The organism is Actinopolyspora lacussalsi subsp. righensis (assembly GCF_900116555.1).
GTDB lineage: Bacteria > Actinomycetota > Actinomycetes > Mycobacteriales > Pseudonocardiaceae > Actinopolyspora > Actinopolyspora lacussalsi.
This window is the reverse complement of record NZ_FPAT01000005.1, coordinates 330,165-348,976: the sequence shown is the minus strand read 5'-3', so window position 1 is coordinate 348,976 and position 18,812 is coordinate 330,165. Positions and strand designations below refer to the sequence as shown.

The 18,812-nt window shown below is 68.4% G+C and carries 18 protein-coding genes; 10 read left to right on the top strand and 8 right to left on the bottom strand.

Features of this window, described 5'->3' with window-relative positions; translation table 11 throughout:
- Window positions 1-191: 191 nt before the first annotated feature.
- Window positions 192-1,295, top strand: coding sequence for a cobalt-precorrin-5B (C(1))-methyltransferase (locus tag BM394_RS11965; RefSeq protein WP_092977705.1), 1,104 nt, complete (start codon window positions 192-194; stop codon window positions 1,293-1,295).
- A gap of 132 nt (window positions 1,296-1,427) precedes the next feature.
- Here the strand turns inward: BM394_RS11965 and cobM are convergent, their stop codons facing one another.
- The 4 genes from cobM to BM394_RS11945 all read right to left on the bottom strand — a co-directional run bounded on the left by cobM (window position 1,428) and on the right by BM394_RS11945 (window position 5,140).
- The gene (cobM, locus tag BM394_RS11960) at window positions 1,428-2,171 is read right to left on the bottom strand and encodes a precorrin-4 C(11)-methyltransferase (protein ID WP_092977878.1); all 744 of its coding nucleotides are present in this window, start codon (window positions 2,169-2,171) and stop codon (window positions 1,428-1,430) included.
- Window positions 2,168-3,412, bottom strand: a complete 1,245-nt coding sequence (cbiE, locus tag BM394_RS11955; RefSeq protein WP_092977703.1) for a precorrin-6y C5,15-methyltransferase (decarboxylating) subunit CbiE — start codon at window positions 3,410-3,412, stop codon at window positions 2,168-2,170. Before cbiE ends, cobM begins: the two co-directional genes overlap by 4 nt.
- Before the next feature lie 503 nt (window positions 3,413-3,915).
- Window positions 3,916-4,656: a peroxide stress protein YaaA gene (gene yaaA / locus BM394_RS11950; RefSeq protein ID WP_092977701.1), complete on the bottom strand. Its 741-nt coding sequence runs from the start codon at window positions 4,654-4,656 to the stop codon at window positions 3,916-3,918.
- A gap of 214 nt (window positions 4,657-4,870) precedes the next feature.
- Entirely contained in the window at window positions 4,871-5,140 is a 270-nt protein-coding gene (locus tag BM394_RS11945) for an HC3 family zinc finger protein (protein WP_092977699.1), read from the bottom strand.
- A gap of 239 nt (window positions 5,141-5,379) precedes the next feature.
- On the opposite strand from BM394_RS11945, the gene BM394_RS11940 reads away from it, so the two are divergent.
- Window positions 5,380-7,128: a proline--tRNA ligase gene (locus BM394_RS11940; RefSeq protein WP_092977697.1), complete on the top strand. Its 1,749-nt coding sequence runs from the start codon at window positions 5,380-5,382 to the stop codon at window positions 7,126-7,128.
- A 143-nt stretch (window positions 7,129-7,271) separates the two neighbouring features.
- Here the strand turns inward: BM394_RS11940 and BM394_RS11935 are convergent, their stop codons facing one another.
- Both BM394_RS11935 and BM394_RS11930 read right to left on the bottom strand, forming a co-directional pair.
- On the bottom strand, window positions 7,272-8,267 hold the full coding sequence (locus BM394_RS11935) for a DUF8017 domain-containing protein (RefSeq protein WP_245780126.1): 996 nt from the start codon (window positions 8,265-8,267) through the stop codon (window positions 7,272-7,274).
- 62 nt (window positions 8,268-8,329) lie between these two features.
- Window positions 8,330-8,740: a YjbQ family protein gene (locus tag BM394_RS11930; RefSeq protein WP_092977695.1), complete on the bottom strand. Its 411-nt coding sequence runs from the start codon at window positions 8,738-8,740 to the stop codon at window positions 8,330-8,332.
- 135 nt (window positions 8,741-8,875) lie between these two features.
- Here BM394_RS11930 and BM394_RS11925 point away from each other — a divergent pair, with 135 nt between their 5' ends.
- Both BM394_RS11925 and BM394_RS23345 read left to right on the top strand, forming a co-directional pair.
- A complete protein-coding gene (locus BM394_RS11925; RefSeq protein WP_092977693.1) occupies window positions 8,876-9,922 on the top strand; it encodes an aminotransferase class V-fold PLP-dependent enzyme in 1,047 nt (348 codons plus the stop codon).
- 423 nt (window positions 9,923-10,345) lie between these two features.
- Complete coding sequence (locus tag BM394_RS23345) at window positions 10,346-10,996, top strand: hypothetical protein (protein ID WP_245780125.1); 651 nt, start codon at window positions 10,346-10,348, stop codon at window positions 10,994-10,996.
- A gap of 180 nt (window positions 10,997-11,176) precedes the next feature.
- Here BM394_RS23345 and BM394_RS11915 read toward each other — a convergent pair whose 3' ends face one another.
- Together BM394_RS11915 and BM394_RS11910 are read right to left on the bottom strand one after the other, a co-directional pair.
- The gene (locus tag BM394_RS11915) at window positions 11,177-11,629 is read right to left on the bottom strand and encodes a ferritin-like domain-containing protein (protein WP_092977691.1); all 453 of its coding nucleotides are present in this window, start codon (window positions 11,627-11,629) and stop codon (window positions 11,177-11,179) included.
- Window positions 11,626-12,084 carry a hypothetical protein gene (locus BM394_RS11910; RefSeq protein WP_139235205.1) on the bottom strand — a complete coding sequence of 153 codons (459 nt, stop codon included), beginning with the start codon at window positions 12,082-12,084 and terminating at the stop codon, window positions 11,626-11,628. Before BM394_RS11910 ends, BM394_RS11915 begins: the two co-directional genes overlap by 4 nt.
- Before the next feature lie 300 nt (window positions 12,085-12,384).
- On the opposite strand from BM394_RS11910, the gene rimP reads away from it, so the two are divergent.
- The 6 genes from rimP to rbfA all read left to right on the top strand — a co-directional run bounded on the left by rimP (window position 12,385) and on the right by rbfA (window position 18,783).
- Window positions 12,385-12,942 (top strand): ribosome maturation factor RimP, encoded by a 558-nt coding sequence (gene rimP, locus BM394_RS11905; protein WP_092977687.1) that lies wholly within the window; start codon window positions 12,385-12,387, stop codon window positions 12,940-12,942.
- Entirely contained in the window at window positions 12,939-14,018 is a 1,080-nt protein-coding gene (gene nusA, locus BM394_RS11900) for a transcription termination factor NusA (protein ID WP_092977685.1), read from the top strand. Before rimP ends, nusA begins: the two co-directional genes overlap by 4 nt.
- A 46-nt stretch (window positions 14,019-14,064) precedes the next feature.
- On the top strand, window positions 14,065-14,430 hold the full coding sequence (locus BM394_RS11895) for a YlxR family protein (protein ID WP_342752681.1): 366 nt from the start codon (window positions 14,065-14,067) through the stop codon (window positions 14,428-14,430).
- Window positions 14,431-14,510: 80 nt separating this feature from the next.
- Window positions 14,511-17,771, top strand: coding sequence for a translation initiation factor IF-2 (gene infB, locus BM394_RS11890; protein ID WP_217643457.1), 3,261 nt, complete (start codon window positions 14,511-14,513; stop codon window positions 17,769-17,771).
- Window positions 17,772-17,845: 74 nt separating this feature from the next.
- Complete coding sequence (locus BM394_RS11885; protein WP_092627547.1) at window positions 17,846-18,139, top strand: DUF503 domain-containing protein; 294 nt, start codon at window positions 17,846-17,848, stop codon at window positions 18,137-18,139.
- A 149-nt stretch (window positions 18,140-18,288) separates the two neighbouring features.
- Window positions 18,289-18,783, top strand: coding sequence for a 30S ribosome-binding factor RbfA (rbfA, locus tag BM394_RS11880; protein ID WP_092977679.1), 495 nt, complete (start codon window positions 18,289-18,291; stop codon window positions 18,781-18,783).
- The last annotated feature ends 29 nt before the right edge of the window (window positions 18,784-18,812 follow it).

Here is an 18,812-nt window from a genome sequence, read left to right as displayed (position 1 = left end):
CCCGGAGCCGAAACGTCGGTGGGATCGCGGTTTCGGGGTTCCCACCGCGGGCGGACCGGGGCCGGTCGTAGGGTCGGGTTCGCCGGTGCGGTCGGGCCGTTGAAAGTCCCGGGCTCCTTCGGGCTCCGGATCGGTGACCGCGAACTCTTCCGTCAGGACGACCAATCGAACCCGTTGGAGTGCATTCTGCCGTGGCGAACGAAAGCGCCGAGCAGTCGGGTGGGCTCCGGTACGGCTGGACCACCGGAGCCTGTGCCCTGGCCGCGACCACAGCCGCTTACACGGCGTTGCTCACGGGTGACTTCCCGGACCCCGTGCCGGTGCGGTTGCCCAAGGGACACTGCCCGTCCTTCGCGCTCACCCGGGAGCGGTCCGGACCGGGCTGGGCGTTCGCCGGAGTGGTCAAGGACGCCGGGGACGATCCGGACGTCACGCACGGTGCCGTCGTGCGCTCCCGTGTCAGCCGTGGTGAGCGGGGCAGCGGGGTGACCTTCCGTGCCGGAGCCGGTGTCGGCACCATCACCAAGCCCGGCCTGCCGCTGGCGGTCGGTGAGCCCGCGATCAACCCCGTTCCCCGCAGGCTGATCACCGAAGCGGTAACCGAGCTCGCCGGGAGACACGGCGATTCCGGTGACGTGGTGGTCGAGATATCCGTCGAGGACGGCGAGGAGCTGGCCAGACACACCTGGAACCCGAGGCTGGGAATCACGGGTGGACTGTCGATCCTGGGCACCACGGGAGTGGTGATCCCGTACTCGTGCTCGGCGTGGATAGACAGCATCCGGCGGGGAGTGGACGTGGCCCGCGCCGAGGGACTCGAACACGTGGCGGGATGCACCGGCAGCACCTCCGAGCGCACGGTAGTCGAGCTCTACGGACTCGCCGACGAGGCGCTGCTCGACATGGGCGACTTCGCGGGAGCGGTACTGAAGTACCTGCGCAGACACCCGGTGGCCCGGCTGACGATCGCGGGCGGCATCGGCAAGATGGCGAAGCTCGCCGACGGCCACCTGGATCTGCACTCCAAGCGTTCCCAGGTCAACTTCGCGCAGTTGTCCCGCCTGGTGCGACAGGAGGGCGGCAGCGCGGAACTGGCCGAACGCGTGGCCGGTGCCAACACCGCCCTCGACGCGCTCCAAGCGGCCCTCGCCGAGAATTTCCGGCTGGGGGACGTCGTGGCTCGGCACGCACGCGAAGTGGCCCTGGAAACACTGCGCGGCTCGGCCGTGGAGGTCGAGGTGATCGTGATCGACCGTGGTGGAGAGATCGTCGGACGTACTCCTCCGACGTTCTGACAGGACCCCGCCGCCCCGATCCCTCGCGTGGGTGGTCGGGGTTCGGCACCACGCCGTAGCGGCGCGGCGATTTCGCGAGAAATTGACGCCCGGTTCCCAGGGCGAGATCGCCCGGGTGTCAGAAGCGGGCGATCACTCGCGACAACGGTTCACCGAGTAGAGATGGCTGTCCGGGAACTCACCCGCCGTGAGCACCTCACCCACGACGATCACGGCGGTACGCTCGATCCCCGCCTGCCTGACCTGGTCGGATATGTCTGACAGCGTGCCGCGCAGCACGATCTCGTCGTCCCTGCTCGCACCGGCGACCACGGCGACGGGGCACTCGGAACCGTAGTTCGGCACCAACCGCTCCACGAGCTCCTCGATGCGGTTGACCGCCAGGTGCAGCACCATCGTCGCGCCGCTGCCGCCCAGCGTTTCCAGCTCCTCGCCCTCCGGCATCGGGGTAGCCCGGGCGGCGATCCTGGTGAGCAACACGGTCTGACCGACACCGGGAACGGTGAGCTCCCGGTTCAGCGCTGCCGCCGCCGCGCTGAACGCGGGTACCCCCGGAACGATCTCGTAGTCGACACCGTGGGCGTCGAGCCTGCGCATCTGTTCGGCCACCGCGCTGAACACCGCCGGATCCCCGGAGTGCAGCCGTGCCACGTCCTGCCCCCGACGGTGGGCCGCCAGCATCTCGTCGACTATCCCGTCGAGCGTCATCCTGGCGGTGTCGACGAGTCGGGCTTCCGGCGGGCACTGTTCCAGGAGTTCCCGGGGGACCAGACTGCCCGCGTACAGACACACCGGGCTGTTCGCGAGGGTGTCCCGTCCACGAACAGTGATCAGGTCGGCCGCACCGGGACCCGCACCGATGAAGTGAACCGTCATCGCTTCGTCACCGCCCATTGCGTCACCCGCATGGCGGGACGCCAAGCGGTGAATCCACCGATCGGAGCGGCCTGTTCGATGCCGATGCGCACCAATTCGCCGCCCAACCTGCTGTACCAGTCGGACACTATCGACTCCGATTCCATCGTGACGGCGTTGACCACCAGGCGTCCGCCCGGTGCCAACGCCTCCATACAGGTCCGTAACACGTCGGGCGCGGTCACTCCGCCGCCGACGAACACCGCGTCCGGTCGTTCCAACTCCCGCAGCGCTTCCGGAGCGGTTCCCGCGACGACGCTCAGCTCGGGAACCCCGAGCCGGGCGGCGTTGCGCGCGATCCGTTCGGCACGCTCGGAGCCTCGTTCGATCGCGATCGCCCGACAGGACGGAGCGGCGCGCATCCACTCGACGGCCACGCTTCCGGCTCCCGCACCGACATCCCACAGCAGCCCACCGGGGAAGGGGGCCAGTCGAGCCATCGTGGTCACCCGTACGTCCCGTTTGGTCAGTTGCCCGTCGTGCTCGAACGCCTCGTCCGGCAGTCCAGGCGCACCAGCGGTTCGGAAGCGCTCGAAGGGGGGCTGTGTCTCCTCCTCGGTGCGGCAGCGCACCGCGAGCACGTGGAGTGGTTCGGTGTTCTCCCGCAGTTCGGCCGCGGTCGTGGTCCGGTGCCGCTCGTGCGCGGCTCCCAGGTTCTGCAGCACCGTCAGTTCGCTGGGGCCGAAACCGTGCTCGGTGAGCAGCTCGGCGACCCTGCCCGGAGTCGTCCCGTCGGAGCCCAGCACCAGGAGGCGTCCGCCCGGATCGAGTGCGGCCAGGACGTTCTCCACCGCTCTGCCGACCAGGTTGACCACCTCGGTCTCCTGCGACGGCCATCCCAACCGGGAACACGCCAGTGACACCGAGGAGGGCTGCGGTATCACATCCAGCCGCTCCGGTCCCAGCAACCTGGCCAGGGTCGCACCGATCCCGTGGAACATCGGGTCCCCGCTCGCCAACACGCAGACGGCGCTGTCCGCGTACTCGGCGAACAAGCCGGGCAACGCCGGCAGCAGCGGTGAGGGCCAGGTGACCCGGCGACCACTCGGTTCCGGTACCAGATCGAGCTGTCTGCGGCTGCCCAGCAGCACATCGGCCTCGGTGATCGCTTGCCTGGCGGTAGGGGACAGGCCCGGCCAACCGTCGGCGCCGATGCCCACCACCCGCACTCGTTCGGGCAGCTCCGTACTCGCCTCGTTCATGACGACCCCGGTGCCTCGGACGTCGCCACTCGGCCCGCAACGGCTCCCGCAGGCACGTCCTCCGTGACCACCCCGGACTTCGAAACCGCGCTGGATTTCGAAACCGCGCCGGATTTCGAAACCGCGCCGGGCAGCGGGCTCCGCTCACCGCGGAAGAGGTAACAGGACACGTTCGCGGTTCTCCTTCTCCGGGGCTCGTTGTGTCGCGGAACACGGTTCAACGGCGTGGACGATTTCCGGTACCAGCGGGATCGGCCGGGCGCGTACCGGCATGACAGCCCGGTTCGGTGTCGCCGGTACGGCGTGTCGGCCACACCGGGGTCCGGCAGGTTCCGGACGTCATGGGCGACTCCTGCCGCGGCTCCGCGCGGCGCTGCGCCTCGCTTCTCCAGATCGAGGAGCGGGGCGAACACACCGCACTACTGCTCACCGACCGGACGCGACGGGATGATTCTATCCCACTTCGGGCGTGGCGACGCTGCCGGTGACCGGCACGGTCCTCGTCAGTCCGCGATCACGCGCAGTGCTCGTTCGCCCGCGCGCTCCACCCCGATTCCGGCTTTTTCCGCCACCACCGCTATCGAGTCGAGATCGCTGGGCTCCTCCTCGGCACATGCCAGTGCGCGCGCCAGCCGCCCCTTGTAGGCCTTGTTGTGATGGCTCACGGTCTTGCGCGAGCCGTCCACGAGTTCGGTGACCACGCTTACCGCCACAGCACCGTGCGTTCTCGCCAACGCGGCGTAGGCCCCGGAGCGCAGATCCACCACCGGCCCCCGCTCGGCGGCCAGCACCGGCTCCAGCGCGGGGCGCCACACGGTGTGCAGTCGGCCGACTCCGGGCAGGGCCGAGTTCGCCGAAAACCGGTAGCCGGGTATCGGGTCCCCGCCCCGGACCATGCCGAACAACGCCGAGGCGATCGCCAACCGGTTGTCGGCACGGGACCGCTCGACCGCCGACATCGAGCCGACCTCCAGCGCGTCGTAGAGCACTCCGGTGTAGCGCTCCAGCGCCGGCGCGGTCGGGGAGTTCCACAGCGTGGCGTTGCGCGTGACCTCCCCCGACATCCGCTCGGACAGTCCGAGGGCCCGCAGACTGGCGTCGGTGTCCGCCGCCAGCTCGGTCAGGACGTCGGCCAGCCGTTCCCGCACCGGGTTGAGCTCCCCGAACGACAGTGATTCGAGCCGCAGCGGCGCTCCGTCACCGCCGTTCGACTTGGTTTCGGACGGGGGAAGCAACACCAACACGTGAAACCGGGATCCTTTCCGTGTGAGCCTGTGGTTCCGACGGGCCGGAGAGGCGAAAGAGGCCCGTGGGGTCCACCGCAGCCTAGTAGCAGGACTTCGTGGTCCCGGTTTTCGCAGTCGTTTCCGCGGCTGGCCGGGCCGCGTGCGTGGACCTTTCGGGGCTGACCGCGCCGGCCGAACGGGCAACCGCGCGGCGCCGCCGTTCCGCGTTCCCTCAGCGCTCCTCGGGAGGTTGATCCTCCTCGGGGGCCGTGCAGGGAAAGTCCGGTACCTGCCTACGAACCACGCCGTCCCAGCACGCTCGGCAGGTCGGATACAGCAACCATTCCGTGGAACTCACCGGAGCGGGGTCCAGCAGCGAGCCGCACAGCGCCCGGACCTTCGACCAGCCCCTCGGCGGGCGGTCTTGCCGGATCGCGTGGCGTTTCCCGTCCAGCTGCCGTGCCGGATGCCAGAACAGGGGGCCGTCGTCTTCCGAACTCATCACAGCTCCCATCGTGTGTTCGGTTCGCTCGAAGTGCGGAACAATTGAGCCACACCCACGCGTGGCGAGCGTGCGAAGATCCGTCGCTGTGCTCCGATCGTGGGACTCGCGTCCCGTACTCCGGACCTTTCGGGCGGGAGTTCCCCTCCGGGAGGGGACTCGCCACTGACCGTGGTCCCGACAGCTACGCTGCCCCGTAACACGCGAGGAGAATGCCGGGCGTAAAGGAGCGCGCAGCCGTGATCACGAGGATGTCCACGTTGTTCCTGCGTACCCTGCGGGAGGATCCGGCCGAGGCGGAGGTGCCGAGTCACCGCCTGCTCGTGCGCGCCGGATACGTACGTCGGGTGGCGCCGGGCATCTATTCCTGGCTGCCGTTGGGGTTGCGGGTGCTGCGCAACATCGAGCGGGCGGTACGTGAGGAAATGGACGCCATCGGTGCCCAGGAGATCCACCTGCCCGCACTGCTGCCGAAGGAACCCTACGAGGCCACCGGTCGCTGGACGGAGTACGGGCCGAACATGTTCCGGCTCAAGGACCGGAAGAACGGCGACTACCTGCTCGGGCCCACCCACGAGGAGCTGTTCGCGCAGACGGTCAAGGGGGAGTACAACTCCTACCGCGACTTCCCCGTCATCCTCTACCAGATCCAGACGAAGTACCGCGACGAGGAACGCCCCCGCGCCGGGATTCTTCGCGGCAGGGAGTTCGTGATGAAGGACTCCTACTCCTTCGATCTCGACGACGAACAACTCCTGCGGTCCTACCAGCTCCACCGGCAGGCCTACGTGCGGCTGTTCGACCGGCTCGAACTCGACTACACCGTGGTGTCGGCGACCTCCGGTGCCATGGGTGGCTCGGCCTCCGAGGAGTTCCTGGCGGAGTGTGCCACTGGTGAGGACACCTTCGTGCGCAGCAGTGAGTCCGACTACGCGGCCAACGTCGAAGCCGTCACGACCCCGGCACCCCCCGAGGGGAGGATCGAGGACCACCCCCCGGCGGAGATTCACCACACCCCGGATACCCCGACCATCGAGACCCTGGTGGAGTTCCTGAACTCCGAGAGCGGGCAACGCACCTTCACCGCCGCGGACACGCTCAAGAACGTGCTGGTGAAGACCCGTGCTCCCGGTGCCGAGGACTGGGAGCTGCTCGGGGTGGGTGTGCCCGGCGACCGCGAGGTCGACATGAAGCGGCTCGAGGCCGCCCTGGAGCCCCTGGAAGTGGCCCTGCTCGACGACGCCGATTTCGAGGCGAACCCGTTCCTGGTCAAGGGATACGTCGGCCCGCCGGCACTGCGTGACAACGAGGTGCGCTACCTCGTCGATCCCCGGGTGGCCCGGGGAACCGCCTGGGCCACCGGTGCCGACAAGCCCGACCACCACGTGGTCGATCTGGTCTGCGGCCGTGATTTCACCCCGGACGGAACGATCGAGGCGGCCGAGGTCAGGGAGGGAGACCCCTCACCGGACGGACGCGGCGTACTGCGCTCCGCCCGCGGTATCGAGATCGGGCACATCTTCCAGCTGGGCCGCAAGTACACCGACGCCATCTCGTTGGACGCGCTCGGGCAGGACGGGAAACCGAAGCGGGTCACCATGGGCTCCTACGGCGTCGGGGTTTCCCGACTGGTCGCGGCCATCGCCGAGCAGCACAACGACGAGCTCGGCCTGGTCTGGCCCAGGGAGGTCGCCCCCGCCGACGTGCACGTGGTGATCGCGGGCAAGGACGAGAGCCTGGCCACCGAGGCGGAACGGATCTCCGCCGAGTTGGACGGTGCCGGTATCAGCGTGATTCTCGACGACCGGAACGCCTCACCGGGGGTCAAGTTCGCCGACGCGGAGTTGGTCGGTGTCCCGACGATCCTCGTGGTCGGCAAGGGGCTGGCCAATGGTGTGGTCGAGGTCAAGGACCGCGCCGGTGGGGAGCGCACCGAGATCGCCACCGACCGGATCGTGGGGCATCTGGTCGGTCTGCTGCACGGCTGATCAGCGCGGTGGTGTTCCGCTCCGGCGAGAGCTCGCCGCAGCGGAACACCCGCCTGTTCATCGGGGAACGCGAGATCGTCGTGCGGTGGTGGCGAATCGATTCTCGGCGGTGGCCGCCATCCGCCGCTGAGCCCATCCGCCGCTCAGCGCACCGTCCGCGCCGAGTCGACGATGCGGGGAACGACCTTCTCGCCCGGAGCGCTCGGTGCCGAGGCGGGCCGTTCGCTGTCCGCGCTCGCCACCAGCACCACGTAGTGTTCCCGGGCCCGTACCACGAGTGTCGCCATCGTGGCCTTCGTGGGAAGGCACCCGGTTTTCCCGTCACCCGATTTCCGCTCGTCGCCCAGTGTCACCGTGCCCGACAGCCGGACCGCGTCGAATCCCTCCACCGTGGTCTCACGTGGTTCCGCCGGTTCGAACGAGACGTCCGGATCGACTCCGTTGGTGGCGTAGAAGTCGGTCACGGCTTCCTCGAAGAAGCCCTCGGCGGTCTTCGACATCGACTTTTCGTCTTCCACCAACGCGCTCACCACCCGACCGGCTACCAGCGTACGGTTGCCGCACCGGTACGAGGGGCCGTCCACGAGGCCGTGGAAGGTCACGTTCGGAACACCGGAAATCGTGTAGCTCTGCTCGGACGGCAGCACGCTCCAGTCCTGCGGTACGTCGTAGGCGAACCGGCTCCGCTCGTTGTAGCCCACCTGCCAGCCGTCGATCTCCGGCTCCGGTGCCGGCGGCGCGGTCCGGGCGGTCGTCGAGGACCGCTCCTCGTCCGCGGCGACGTTACCGCCGGACGGCGAGGAGGCGGTTCCGTAGTAGATGCTGATGGTGATCGCACTCGCCAGTAACAGGGCGGCGAGCGCGAGCCCGGTAACCACCCCCCAGCGGGTTCTCCGGCGATTCCCGCCACGGGCGGGTTCGTCGAACGTGCCGAAGCCGCGGTAGACGGACTCCCCGGGGATCCCCGAGCGGTTGGAATCGGACTGCCAGCCGTACGGACTGGAACTGGAATCCGTCGACCACCTCCCGGGGGAACCACCGGAGTGGGGTGGCCACTGTGGATACTGCTGTCCGCCTCGCGGGCCGAATCCTGATTGGCCGGACGTGTTGTCGTACGGCCCACCGGGTGGTTGCGTCACACCGGGAAGATTACCGTTCGCGGGCCCGGGACGGTCCGCCACCGCCGAGGGGACCGTTCCGTTCAGCCTCGGAGGAAACTCATCCGGACCCGACGCGTCGGGTTGTCGGTGTTGGTGTCCACCAGGCACACCGACTGCCACGTTCCCAGCGCCATGCGTCCCCCGAGCACCGGTACCGAGACGAAGGGCGCCACGAAAGCGGGAAGCACGTGGTCACGTCCGTGGCCGTACGAGCCGTGTCGATGTCGCCAACGGTCGTCCACCGGGAGCAGTTCGCGCAGCGCGGTGAGCAGGTCCTCGTCGCTGCCGGCCCCGGTTTCGATGACCGCGATCCCCGCCGTGGCGTGGGGGACCCAAAGGTGCAGCAGGCCCTCGTCCCCTCCGGCTCCGCGCAGGAACTTCTCGCACTCGGTGTTGAGATCGCGCACCACTTCGCGACCACCGGTGCGTATCTCGACCTCTTCGCTGTGCATGCCGGGCAGTCTAGGACCTCCGTGGCGATTCGGTCGGATGGCGCCGGGGCGGTGTCCCGCTGTCGTACCGAGGCGGGAAAACCGGATGGTTCTCGATGCGATCATCACCCCTCCTCGTTGCGGTATCGTTCCGCCATGCGCGAGTCGTTCGGTGCGAGCTTCGAGGTCCCGACCGGTTATCTCAACACCGCGAGCATCGGGGTTCCGCCCGCTTTCGCGGCCGACGCCGTGTCCGCGGTGATCGACAGGTGGCGAGCTGGTCGACTCGCCGCCACCGAGTTCGACGAATTCGTGGCTTCGGCGCGTAGGGACTTCGCTCGACTGGTGGGCGTTTCCTCCGAACGGGTGGCCACCGGCGGTTCGGTGGGGCAACTGGTCGGCTCGGTGGCGGCGGGGCTGCCCGACAACAGCAGCGTGCTGGTGGTCCGGCGGGAGTTCACGAGCGTGGTGTTTCCGTTCGCCGTACAACACGACCGTGGCGTGCGGGTGACCGAGGTCGATCCGGACTGGTTGTTCGACTCCCTGCCGGATCACGACGTGGTCGCCGTCAGCGTGGTGCAGTCCGCCGACGGCGCGGTGATGGACACCGACCGACTACGCGCGCTCGCCGAGCGACACGGTGTTCGGGTGCTGCTCGACGTGACTCAGGCGGCGGGATGGATGCCGTTGGAGCTGGACTGGGCGGACTGGGTCGTTGGATGCGGTTACAAATGGCTGCTCGCGCCGCGCGGTGCGGCCTGGCTGGCAGTCGGCACGGGAACACCGTGGCCACGTCCGCACGGCGCGAACTGGTACGCGGGGGAGGACCCGTGGCAGAGCATCTACGGTCTGCCGCTGCGGCTGGCGAGTGACGCTCGTTCGCTGGACTCCTCGCCGGACTGGTTCGCACAGCTGGGAGCGGCGGCCTCGTTGCGCTGGTTGGTCGGACTGGACAGGGCCGCGATCCGCGAGCACTGCCTCGAGCTGGCCGGGTCGTTGTGTTCGGAGCTGGGGCTGGCCGAACCCGCTTCGCCCATAGTCTCCTTCGAGGCACCCGAAGCCGTGTCACGGCTGCGTGATGCCGGTGTTCGGTTCGCCGAGCGGGACGGCAGGATCCGGGTGGCTTTCCACGTCTACAACACGGCGGAGGACGTTCGGGCGCTCCTGGACGCGCTCCGGTCCGACTCCGCTTTTCCGTCGTAGTTGATGTGCTGTTCTCTGCCCGATCGTTACCCGCTACGGTAGGTGCCCGTGTCGGATCACCACGGTGCACCCGAACAGATGACGGGGTCGCAGCAAAATTTCGAGCGCGGGGACACCGCGCCACTCAATGCTGTCCGCGGCGGCCACGGGGGGTCACCCGAACGAGCAACGCCGGCGTGGCATGGACAGGATCGTTCGGAAGGATCCGGCGAGGAACGCACCCGACCGACGTTTCCCCCACCTGAGCGGGCCAATCACGGGCAGCCCCAGCACCCTCGATCCCAGCCTTCGCACCCGCAGCACTCCCAGGGGGCCCAGCCTCCGGGCCCGGGGCCGTCCGGGCCGATACCGGGACCCGGTCAGGTTTCCCCACCGTCCGATCCGTCACGGGGAAATCCCGGGTACGCCGCCTTCGGCGCGGACGTGCCGAACAGCGCTGTCGGAGGCGGTTCATCCGGTTCCGGAGGTGGCGGTGGCGGGATCACTCCGCTGGGGTGGGCCAAACGTGCGCTGCTGCTCTGCGCGGTTTCGGTGGTGTCCGGGCTGCTGTGGGTGATGATCAAACCGAGCGCGCCCCCCGGCACCTCCGAGGACTCCACCCAGGACGCGGGGAAACCGCAGACCGCCTACGACTTCGAACGTCAACTCAACGACGAGCCCGACAACTGTGCGGAGCATTCGACGGGCAAGATCGCGGACTTCTTCGCCGACAACCCCTGCGAGCACCTCACCCGTGCGCTGTACACCACACAGCTGGACAACGGAGAGCGGGTGCTGACCTCGGTGGTCACCGTGCGCATGCCCGATGCCGAGAGCGCCGAGCGGCTGGAGCGGATGGCGACCCGCAACGCCACCGGCAACATCGAGGACCTCGTCACGGCGGGGCGCGACATGCCGGAGAAGTACCCGAGCCTGTCACACGACTACGGGTACGACTCGCTGCAGCGGCAGCGTCTGGTCGTCATCGGCGAGTCGTCCTATTTCGGGCGCAGTGACAGTGACGACGGCAGGCTCAAAAGCGTCACCACCGAAGCCCTGAAACTCGGCGGCTACCAGGACAAAAACCCCGGTTGACCAGTTCGTCGCCCAGTCGCGGGGCAGAAGGACACGGGGTCGGGGAGCGGTGCCGGTTTCGCGGGTGGTTTCCGGGGCGGGTGTGACACCGAGTGCGTGCCACGGGCCCGCGTTCGGTTCGCCGGAGGACCGTTGCCTCCGGAGCTGGTCCGGAGGATCCCGAGCGCCCGCTCCGTTCGGCTATTCCCGTCCGGGAAACGCGAGAGCGCTCGGTTCGATCCCCAACCGCGACCGCCACCGCGTCGCCCGGGTCGCGGCATCGGTCAGGCAGGTCAGCGCCAGCTCGCTCAGCTGCCGGGTCTCCGAGCGTTCCAGCACCGCCAGCCAGCCGACGGAACAGTCCTGCTCGGCCGCGAGCAGCGCGCGCAGCGCCGAGTTCTGGTCCGTGACGGTCTTCGGCGGACGGTACGCAGGTTCGGCCGAGGGCGGCGCGACACCCGCGGCGCGCAGCAACCCTCGGGTGCGATCGCGATTCTCGCGGTGTGTCGCCGCGGCCTCGTCGATCCCCGATCTCACCTTCGAATCCTCAGTGAAGGCCGTCGCCAGCCCGTAGAGCCACACCGCCGCGTGCTCCGCCTCCAGCGCTTTCCGCGCTGCCTGTTCGCTCGTTCCGGAGAGCTCCGTCGAACTCATGCCACGAGCTCCCGCAGACCCGCGCATCCGGCCGAGACGGACCCCGCGAGCCCCGCCCGGTAGCCGGACAGTTCGGGAACGGTCCGGGCCGCCTGCCGCTGTGCCTCGTGCAACGCGGCCCGCAGGCGTTCCGCGGCCTGCTCGGACCCCGCCGCGGTGCCCTGCCGCTCGGTGGGGGCAGTGCTCGTCCTCGTGGAGCCACCGCCCGTCAGGCGATCGATCTCGCGTCTCAGTTCCGCTGCGTGTTCGTCGCGTGCGTTCGCGACGACCCGCGCGCTCTCCGCGAGCTCGGGGTGGCTCTCGGCCGTGGCTCGTGCCAGCTCCGCGTCGGCCCGTGCCGTCTCGGCGAGCTCGACCAGCGGATCAGGGTCCGGTTCCGCGGCACCGGAACAGCTCAGCAACACCGGTGACAACGTGGCCAGTGCCGAAAGGCGCAGCAGAGTGCGTCGGTCCACGTTTCCGGCGGGGGTGTCGCGACCGATGCGGGGAGGAAAATCCACGGTCACATATATTGCCAGCCGGTGGCGGTGATCGATCGCCCGTGGTCCCGTGATCGTGTCGTTATCGGTTCGCCGTACGCCGCGCTCGCCAGCGGTTGGACGCGATACCCTGGAATACCACGGTCACCGTCGGTGCGTCACGACCGTGGGGCTTCGCCGCCCCGCGAAGCGGGTGACGTCGGTTCGTAGGAAAATCACCCGGCGTTGCCTTGCACCGGACAATTTCAGCCGCCGCGAACTTTTTGGAGTGCAAACGTGTCCAGCCCGCCGCGGGACGAGATAGTCGCGCGCCTGACGCCCACCGTTTCGCAGGCCGTAGCGGAGGTGGGATACGACCTCGAGGAACTCGACGTGCAGCAAGCCGGTCGCCGGCGGCTGGTCAAGGTGATCATAGATGCCGACGATGGGGTGGCGCTCGATGACATCGCCGATGTCAGCAGAGCCCTCTCCAAGGTTCTCGACGAGCACGAACACGTGCTCGCGGGGCCCTACAACCTCGAGGTCACCTCACCCGGTGTCGATCGTCCACTGACCAAACAGCGGCACTGGCATCGTGCCCGCAACAGGCTTGCCAGGATCAGAACGGTCGGCGGTGAGGAGCTGCTCGGTAGGGTCGGCCCCGCGGCCGAGAACGGTGTGCTGGTTCTGGCCGGTGGTCGTGTTCGTCGGTTGATTTACGGTGACATCGAGCGCGCGGTGGTCGAGGTTGAGTTCCAGCAGCCACCGGCGGAGGAATTGGTCAAGCTCGATCGGGCCGCGGACGTTGCCGCGGACGACGGCGGCGACGGAAATGACACGGAGGAGTCGAGGTGAACGTCGACATCGCCGCGCTGCGGGCGATCGAACGCGACAAGGACATCCCATTCGAGACGGTCCTTCAGGCCATCGAGTCGGCCCTGCTGACGGCCTATCGCCACACCGAGGGGCACCAACCGCACGCCAGGGTCGAGGTGGACCGCAAGACCGGCGTGGTGCGTGTGATTGCTCACAGTCTCACGCCCGAGGGAGAGGTCGCCGAGGAATGGGACGACACGCCGGAGGGGTTCGGCAGGATCGCTGCCACCACGGCGCGCCAGGTGATCGTGCAACGGCTGCGGGACGCCGAGCACGAGAAGACCTACGGTGAGTTCTCCACCAAGGAGGGCGAGGTCCTGGGCGGAGTCATCCAGCGCGACGCCAGGGCCAACTCCCGCGGCATGATCGTGGTGGAGGTCGGTGACAGCGAGGGCGTCATCCCGGCGGCGGAGCAGGTTCCGGGGGAACGCTACGAGCACGGCAGCCGGATCAAGTCCTACGTGGTCGGCGTTTCACGCACGGTGCACGGTACGCAGATCACTCTCTCGCGCACCCACCCGAACCTGGTCCGCAGGCTGTTCGCCCTGGAGGTCCCCGAGATCGCCGACGGGACCGTGGAGATCCCCTCGGTGGCCAGGGAGGCCGGGCATCGCTCCAAGATCGCCGTGCGGTCGACGGTCGAGGGGGTCAACGCCAAGGGAGCCTGCATCGGTCCGATGGGCGCCCGGGTGCGCAACGTGATGAACGAGCTCGGCCAGGAGAAGATCGACATCATCGACTACTCCGATGACCCGGCGACTTTCGTGGGTAACTCGCTTTCGCCGGCTAAGGTAGTCTCGGTGGAGGTCGTCGACGAACGAGCGAAGACGGCGCGGGTAATCGTGCCGGATTTCCAGCTGTCGTTGGCGATCGGCAAGGAGGGCCAGAACGCCAGGTTGGCGGCTCGGCTGACGGGATGGCGCATCGACATTCGCAGTGATGCCGATCCGAGTTCGCCCGCCACGACCGCGGGGCATCCGGATGCCGAACCCCCGGGTGTGGAGGGGTTCGTCTCCCAGGTGAATGATCTGCCGACCGTGGGTTCGGCGGAGTGAGAACTACGGGTTAGAATCACAGGTGGCTCAGCGCGAGGGGGCGAGAATTCGTACACGATCGACCGGTAACCGTGGGGGAACTCACGAACCGATCCGAACGTGTATCGGTTGTCGCACCCGAACGTGGGCTTCCGATCTGCTGCGAGTGGTGGCCGAGGGCGGCCGTGAGGCCGTCCCCGATCCCGAGCGCAGGATTTCGGGACGGGGTGCGTGGTTGCACCCCGATCCCGCGTGTCTACGTTCGGCCGAACGGCGTCGGGCCTTTCCACGCGCGTTGCGCGTGCGAGGACAACTCGACAGCACAACAGTGCAGGCCTATGTGGAGCAGGTTGCTCACGAGCAAGCCAACACGGGTTTTTCCCGTACCAGGCAGTTAAAGGAAGCAGGTCGACCCGTCATGAATCAGCCGTGAAGCTGAAGCCATGAACGCGCACCGGCAGTAGGACGAGGTCGAGCGGGTCTGCCGCCCGACCTCACCAGATGAGGAGAGCAGTGGCAGGTAAGGCCCGCGTGCACGAGCTCGCCAAGGAGCTCGGCGTTACAAGCAAGGACGTACTCAACAAACTCGCCGACCAGGGCGAGTATGTGAAGTCCGCGTCGTCGACGGTGGAAGCACCTGTGGCACGCAGGTTGCGCGACGCGTTCACCAAGGCGGACAAGTCCACCGCGGCCGCAGCGGACAACGGTAGTACCGCTACGCAGTCGAAGTCGGAGAACAAGACGAACGGGCAGGACACCAAGGCCCAGACCCAGTCCGAACAGAGCACGTCGCGCTCCGGTTCCGACAAGACGGACTCGCGAATTCCCAAGCCCGGCCCGAGGCCCAAGCCAGGCCCGAAACCGGGGCCTCCGGAGGCGAAGCCCGCGGCCGAGGCCGACTCGGAGCGGTCCGGCGAGGGTGCCGACTCGCAACGCTCGCGGCCGCCCGCTGCCGAGTTCCGGGACGAGACCGGTTCCAGCGAGGAGCAGGCCAAGGGCGCCGACTCGAGCGGCCAGGGGAACGGGGCGCAGCAGGCTCCGGCTGACAAGTCGAACAAGCGGGCCCAGGCCGGTTCCGGCCAGGACGGGTCGGCGAAGAGCGAACGTCAGGCCCCCAAGCCCGGACCGCGCAATGTACCCAAGCCCGGTCCGCGTCCTTCGGACAAACAACAACAGCAGCAGGCCGGCGGTGAAAGCAGCGACGGCAGCGTAGTGCCGCCCAAGCCGCAGGCTCCGAAGCCGGGGCCGCGCTCGCCGCGGGTCGGCAACAACCCGTTCGGTGTCGGCAGCGGTTCCCCGGGACAACGCGGCGGCTCCGGCGGAAAGCAGGGTGGCCAGGGCGGCTCCGGCGGCCAGCGTCAGTCCGGCCGAGGCGGTCAGGGCCAGGGCGGTCAGCGCCCGGACAAGCAGGGCGGCGGCCAGCGTCCCGACAAGCAGGGCGGCGGTCAGCGCCCGGACAAGCAGGGCGGTCAGCAGCAGGGCTCGGGACAGGGCCAGCAGCAGACCCCCGCGGCCAAGAGCGACCAGCGCAGTGAAGGTGCTGCCAAGCCGAATCCCGGCATGATGCCGCCGCGTCCGAATCCGGGCATGATGCCCTCCCGGGCACCCAAACCCGGTGGTGGCGCCGGAAGTGGTTCCGGTGGCGGCGGTCGTGGTGGCCCCGGTGGTGGCCGTGGTCGCGGCCGTGGTGGCAACGCTCCGGCCGGTGGTGCTCCCAGTGGCCCCGGTGGTGGCCGTGGTGGTCCGCCGAGCGGTGGCGGTCCCGGCGGCGGTCCCGGCGGTGGCCGTAGCGGCAGCGGCGGTGGCTTCCGGGGACGGCCCGGTGGCGGTCCGGGAGGCGGCCGTGGTGGCACGGCCGGTGCCTTCGGCAAGCCGGGCGGTCCGTCCCGTCGCGGGCGCAAGTCCAAGCGCCAGAAGCGCCAGGAGTACATGGACAACATGCAGGCGCCCTCGGTCGGCGGGGTGCGGCTGCCGCGGGGTAACGGCGAGCCGCTGCGGCTGCGCCGGGGCGCCTCGTTGACCGACTTCGCCGAGAAGATCAACGCCAACCCGGCTTCGCTGGTGCAGGCGATGTTCCATCTCGGCGAGATGGTCACCGCCACGCAGTCCGTCTCCGACGAGGTGCTCGAACTGCTCGGCCAGGAGATGAACTACAAGATCGAGATGGTCAGCCCCGAGGACGAGGACCGGGAGCTGCTCGAATCCTTCGATCTCAGTTTCGGTGACCCCGGCAGCAGCAGCGACGAGCTGGTGTCGCGTCCGCCGGTCGTGACCGTCATGGGACACGTCGATCACGGTAAGACGAGGTTGCTGGACACCATCCGCAAGTCGAACGTCCAGGAGGGCGAGGCAGGCGGAATCACCCAGCACATCGGTGCCTATCAGGTGCAGACCGAGCTGGCGGGCCAGGACCGTCCGGTCACCTTCATCGACACTCCCGGTCACGAGGCGTTCACCGCCATGCGTGCCCGGGGTGCGAAGTCCACCGACATCGCCGTGCTGGTCGTGGCGGCCGACGACGGCGTGATGCCGCAGACCGTCGAGGCGATCAACCACGCCCAGGCGGCGAGCGTGCCGATCGTGGTGGCGATCAACAAGGTCGATGTTCCGGGTGCCGATCCGGACCGCATCAAGCAGCAGCTCACCGAGTACAGCCTGGTCGCCGAGGAGTACGGCGGCGAGACCATGTTCGTGGAGATCTCCGCCAAGCAGGGGCAGAACATCGAGGGACTGCTCGAGTCGATCCTGCTCACGGCGGACGCCACCCTCGACCTGCGAGCCAATCCGAACATGCAGGCCCAGGGCGTGGCGATCGAGGCGCATCTCGACCGCGGTCGTGGCCCGGTGGCGTCCGTGCTGGTGCAGCGCGGCACGCTGCGGATCGGGGATTCGATCGTGGCCGGCGGGGCGCACGGTCGGGTACGTCGGATGATCAACGAGCACGATCAGGACGTCACCGAGGCCAAGCCGTCGCAACCGGTCCAGGTCGTAGGGTTCACCTCGGTTCCCGGTGCCGGTGACACCTTCCTCATGGTCAACGAGGACCGGGTGGCGAGGCAGATCGCGGATCGCCGTGCCGCCAGGATCCGCGAGGCGCAGAACGCCGCCAAGCGCAAGCGCGTGAGCCTCGAGGACCTGGACAAGGTCCTGCAGGAGACCAACCAGCTCAACCTGATCATCAAGGGTGACAACTCCGGTACTGTCGAGGCGCTGGAGGAATCCCTGAACAAGATCGAGGTCGGTGACGAGGTCGAGCTGCGGGTGATTCACCGCGGCGTCGGTGGCATCAACGAGAGCGACATCAACCTCGCGACGGCGGAGAACACCATCGTTCTCGGGTTCAACGTCCGAGCGGAGGGCAAGGCGGCCGAGGTCGCCAACCGCGAGGGTGTGGAGATCCGGTACTACTCGGTCATCTACCGCGCCATCGAGGACATCGAGCAGGCCCTCAAGGGCATGCTCAAGCCCGAGTACGAAGAGGTGCAGCTCGGCAGGGCCGAGGTGCGCGAGGTGTTCAAGTCCTCCAAGGTCGGCACCATCGCCGGTTCCATGGTGCTCAACGGCATCGTGCGGCGTAACTCCAAGGCCCGGTTGTTGCGGGACAGCGTGGTCGTGGCGGAGAACCTCACGATCAGCTCGCTCAAACGGTTCAAGGACGACTCCACCGAGGTCCGCGAGGGCTTCGAGTGCGGTATGACCCTGGGGTCGTACTCGGACATCAAGGAGAGCGACATCATCGAGGCCTACGAGATGCAGGAGAAACCGCGCATCTGAGACCTCGTCGGCGGGTGGGGACCGAGCTTTCGGTCCCCACCGTGCCGTGGGGCTCGTGCCGGTGTGGAAAGCCGATGTACGTAGGTGCGCTCGAACTGGATGTGCTGCTCGGTGATGTTCAGTCGTTGAAGCAGAAACGTGCGGTGGTCCGACCGCTGGTCTCGGAACTGCGGCGGCGCTTCGACGTCGCGGTCGCCGAGGTGGGTGGCAACGATCTCTACCGCCGCGCGGTCATAGGGGTCTCAGCCGTCTCCGGAGAGGCGGGGCAGGTTCGCGAGGTTCTGGAAGCGTGCGAGCGCGCGGTCGCGGGACATCCCGAGCTGGAACTGCTTTCGACTCGGCAGCGCATGCTCGGCCCGCAGGATTGAGTTTGTTCCCGCGAGCCGACATGTGCTCTGCTACCCGTCAGGGGTGACGGGTTCCCCTCGGGGGACACGGTGAGTGTCCTCGCGAGTCGTCGGACGAACGTGACTATGGGGTCGTCCCGTGGGGGATCGACCGACAGAGGAGGTGCGCCGTGGCTGATTCGGCGCGCGCCCGCAGACTGGCCAAACGTATCGCGCAGATCGTGGCTTCCGGGCTGGAGCACGAGGTCAAGGACCCGAGGCTGGCCATGGTGACCATCACCGACGCGCGACTCACCGCCGATCTGCGGGACGCGACTGTTTACTACACGGTTTTCGGAGACGACACCGACGAGAGTGCCACCGCGGCGGCGTTGCACAGCGCCACCGGCGTGCTGCGTTCCCGGGTCGGGCAGCAGACCGGGGTCCGGTTCACACCGACGCTGACTTTCGTCGCCGATTCGATCCCCGGTGACGCGCGTAGGTTGGACGAAGTCCTCGCGCAGGCCAAGGAGGCCGATGCCGAGGTGGCACGACTGGCCTCTGCCGCCAGCCCGGCAGGTGACGTGGATCCTTACCGCTCGTCCGAAGCGGAGACCGTCGACGACGCGGGCGCGGCTGCCGCGACGCGGGAGGACGAGCAGGACTCCGGTGGCCGACAGGACTGAACCGGAGATCTCGTGCGGGGCGCTTCTCG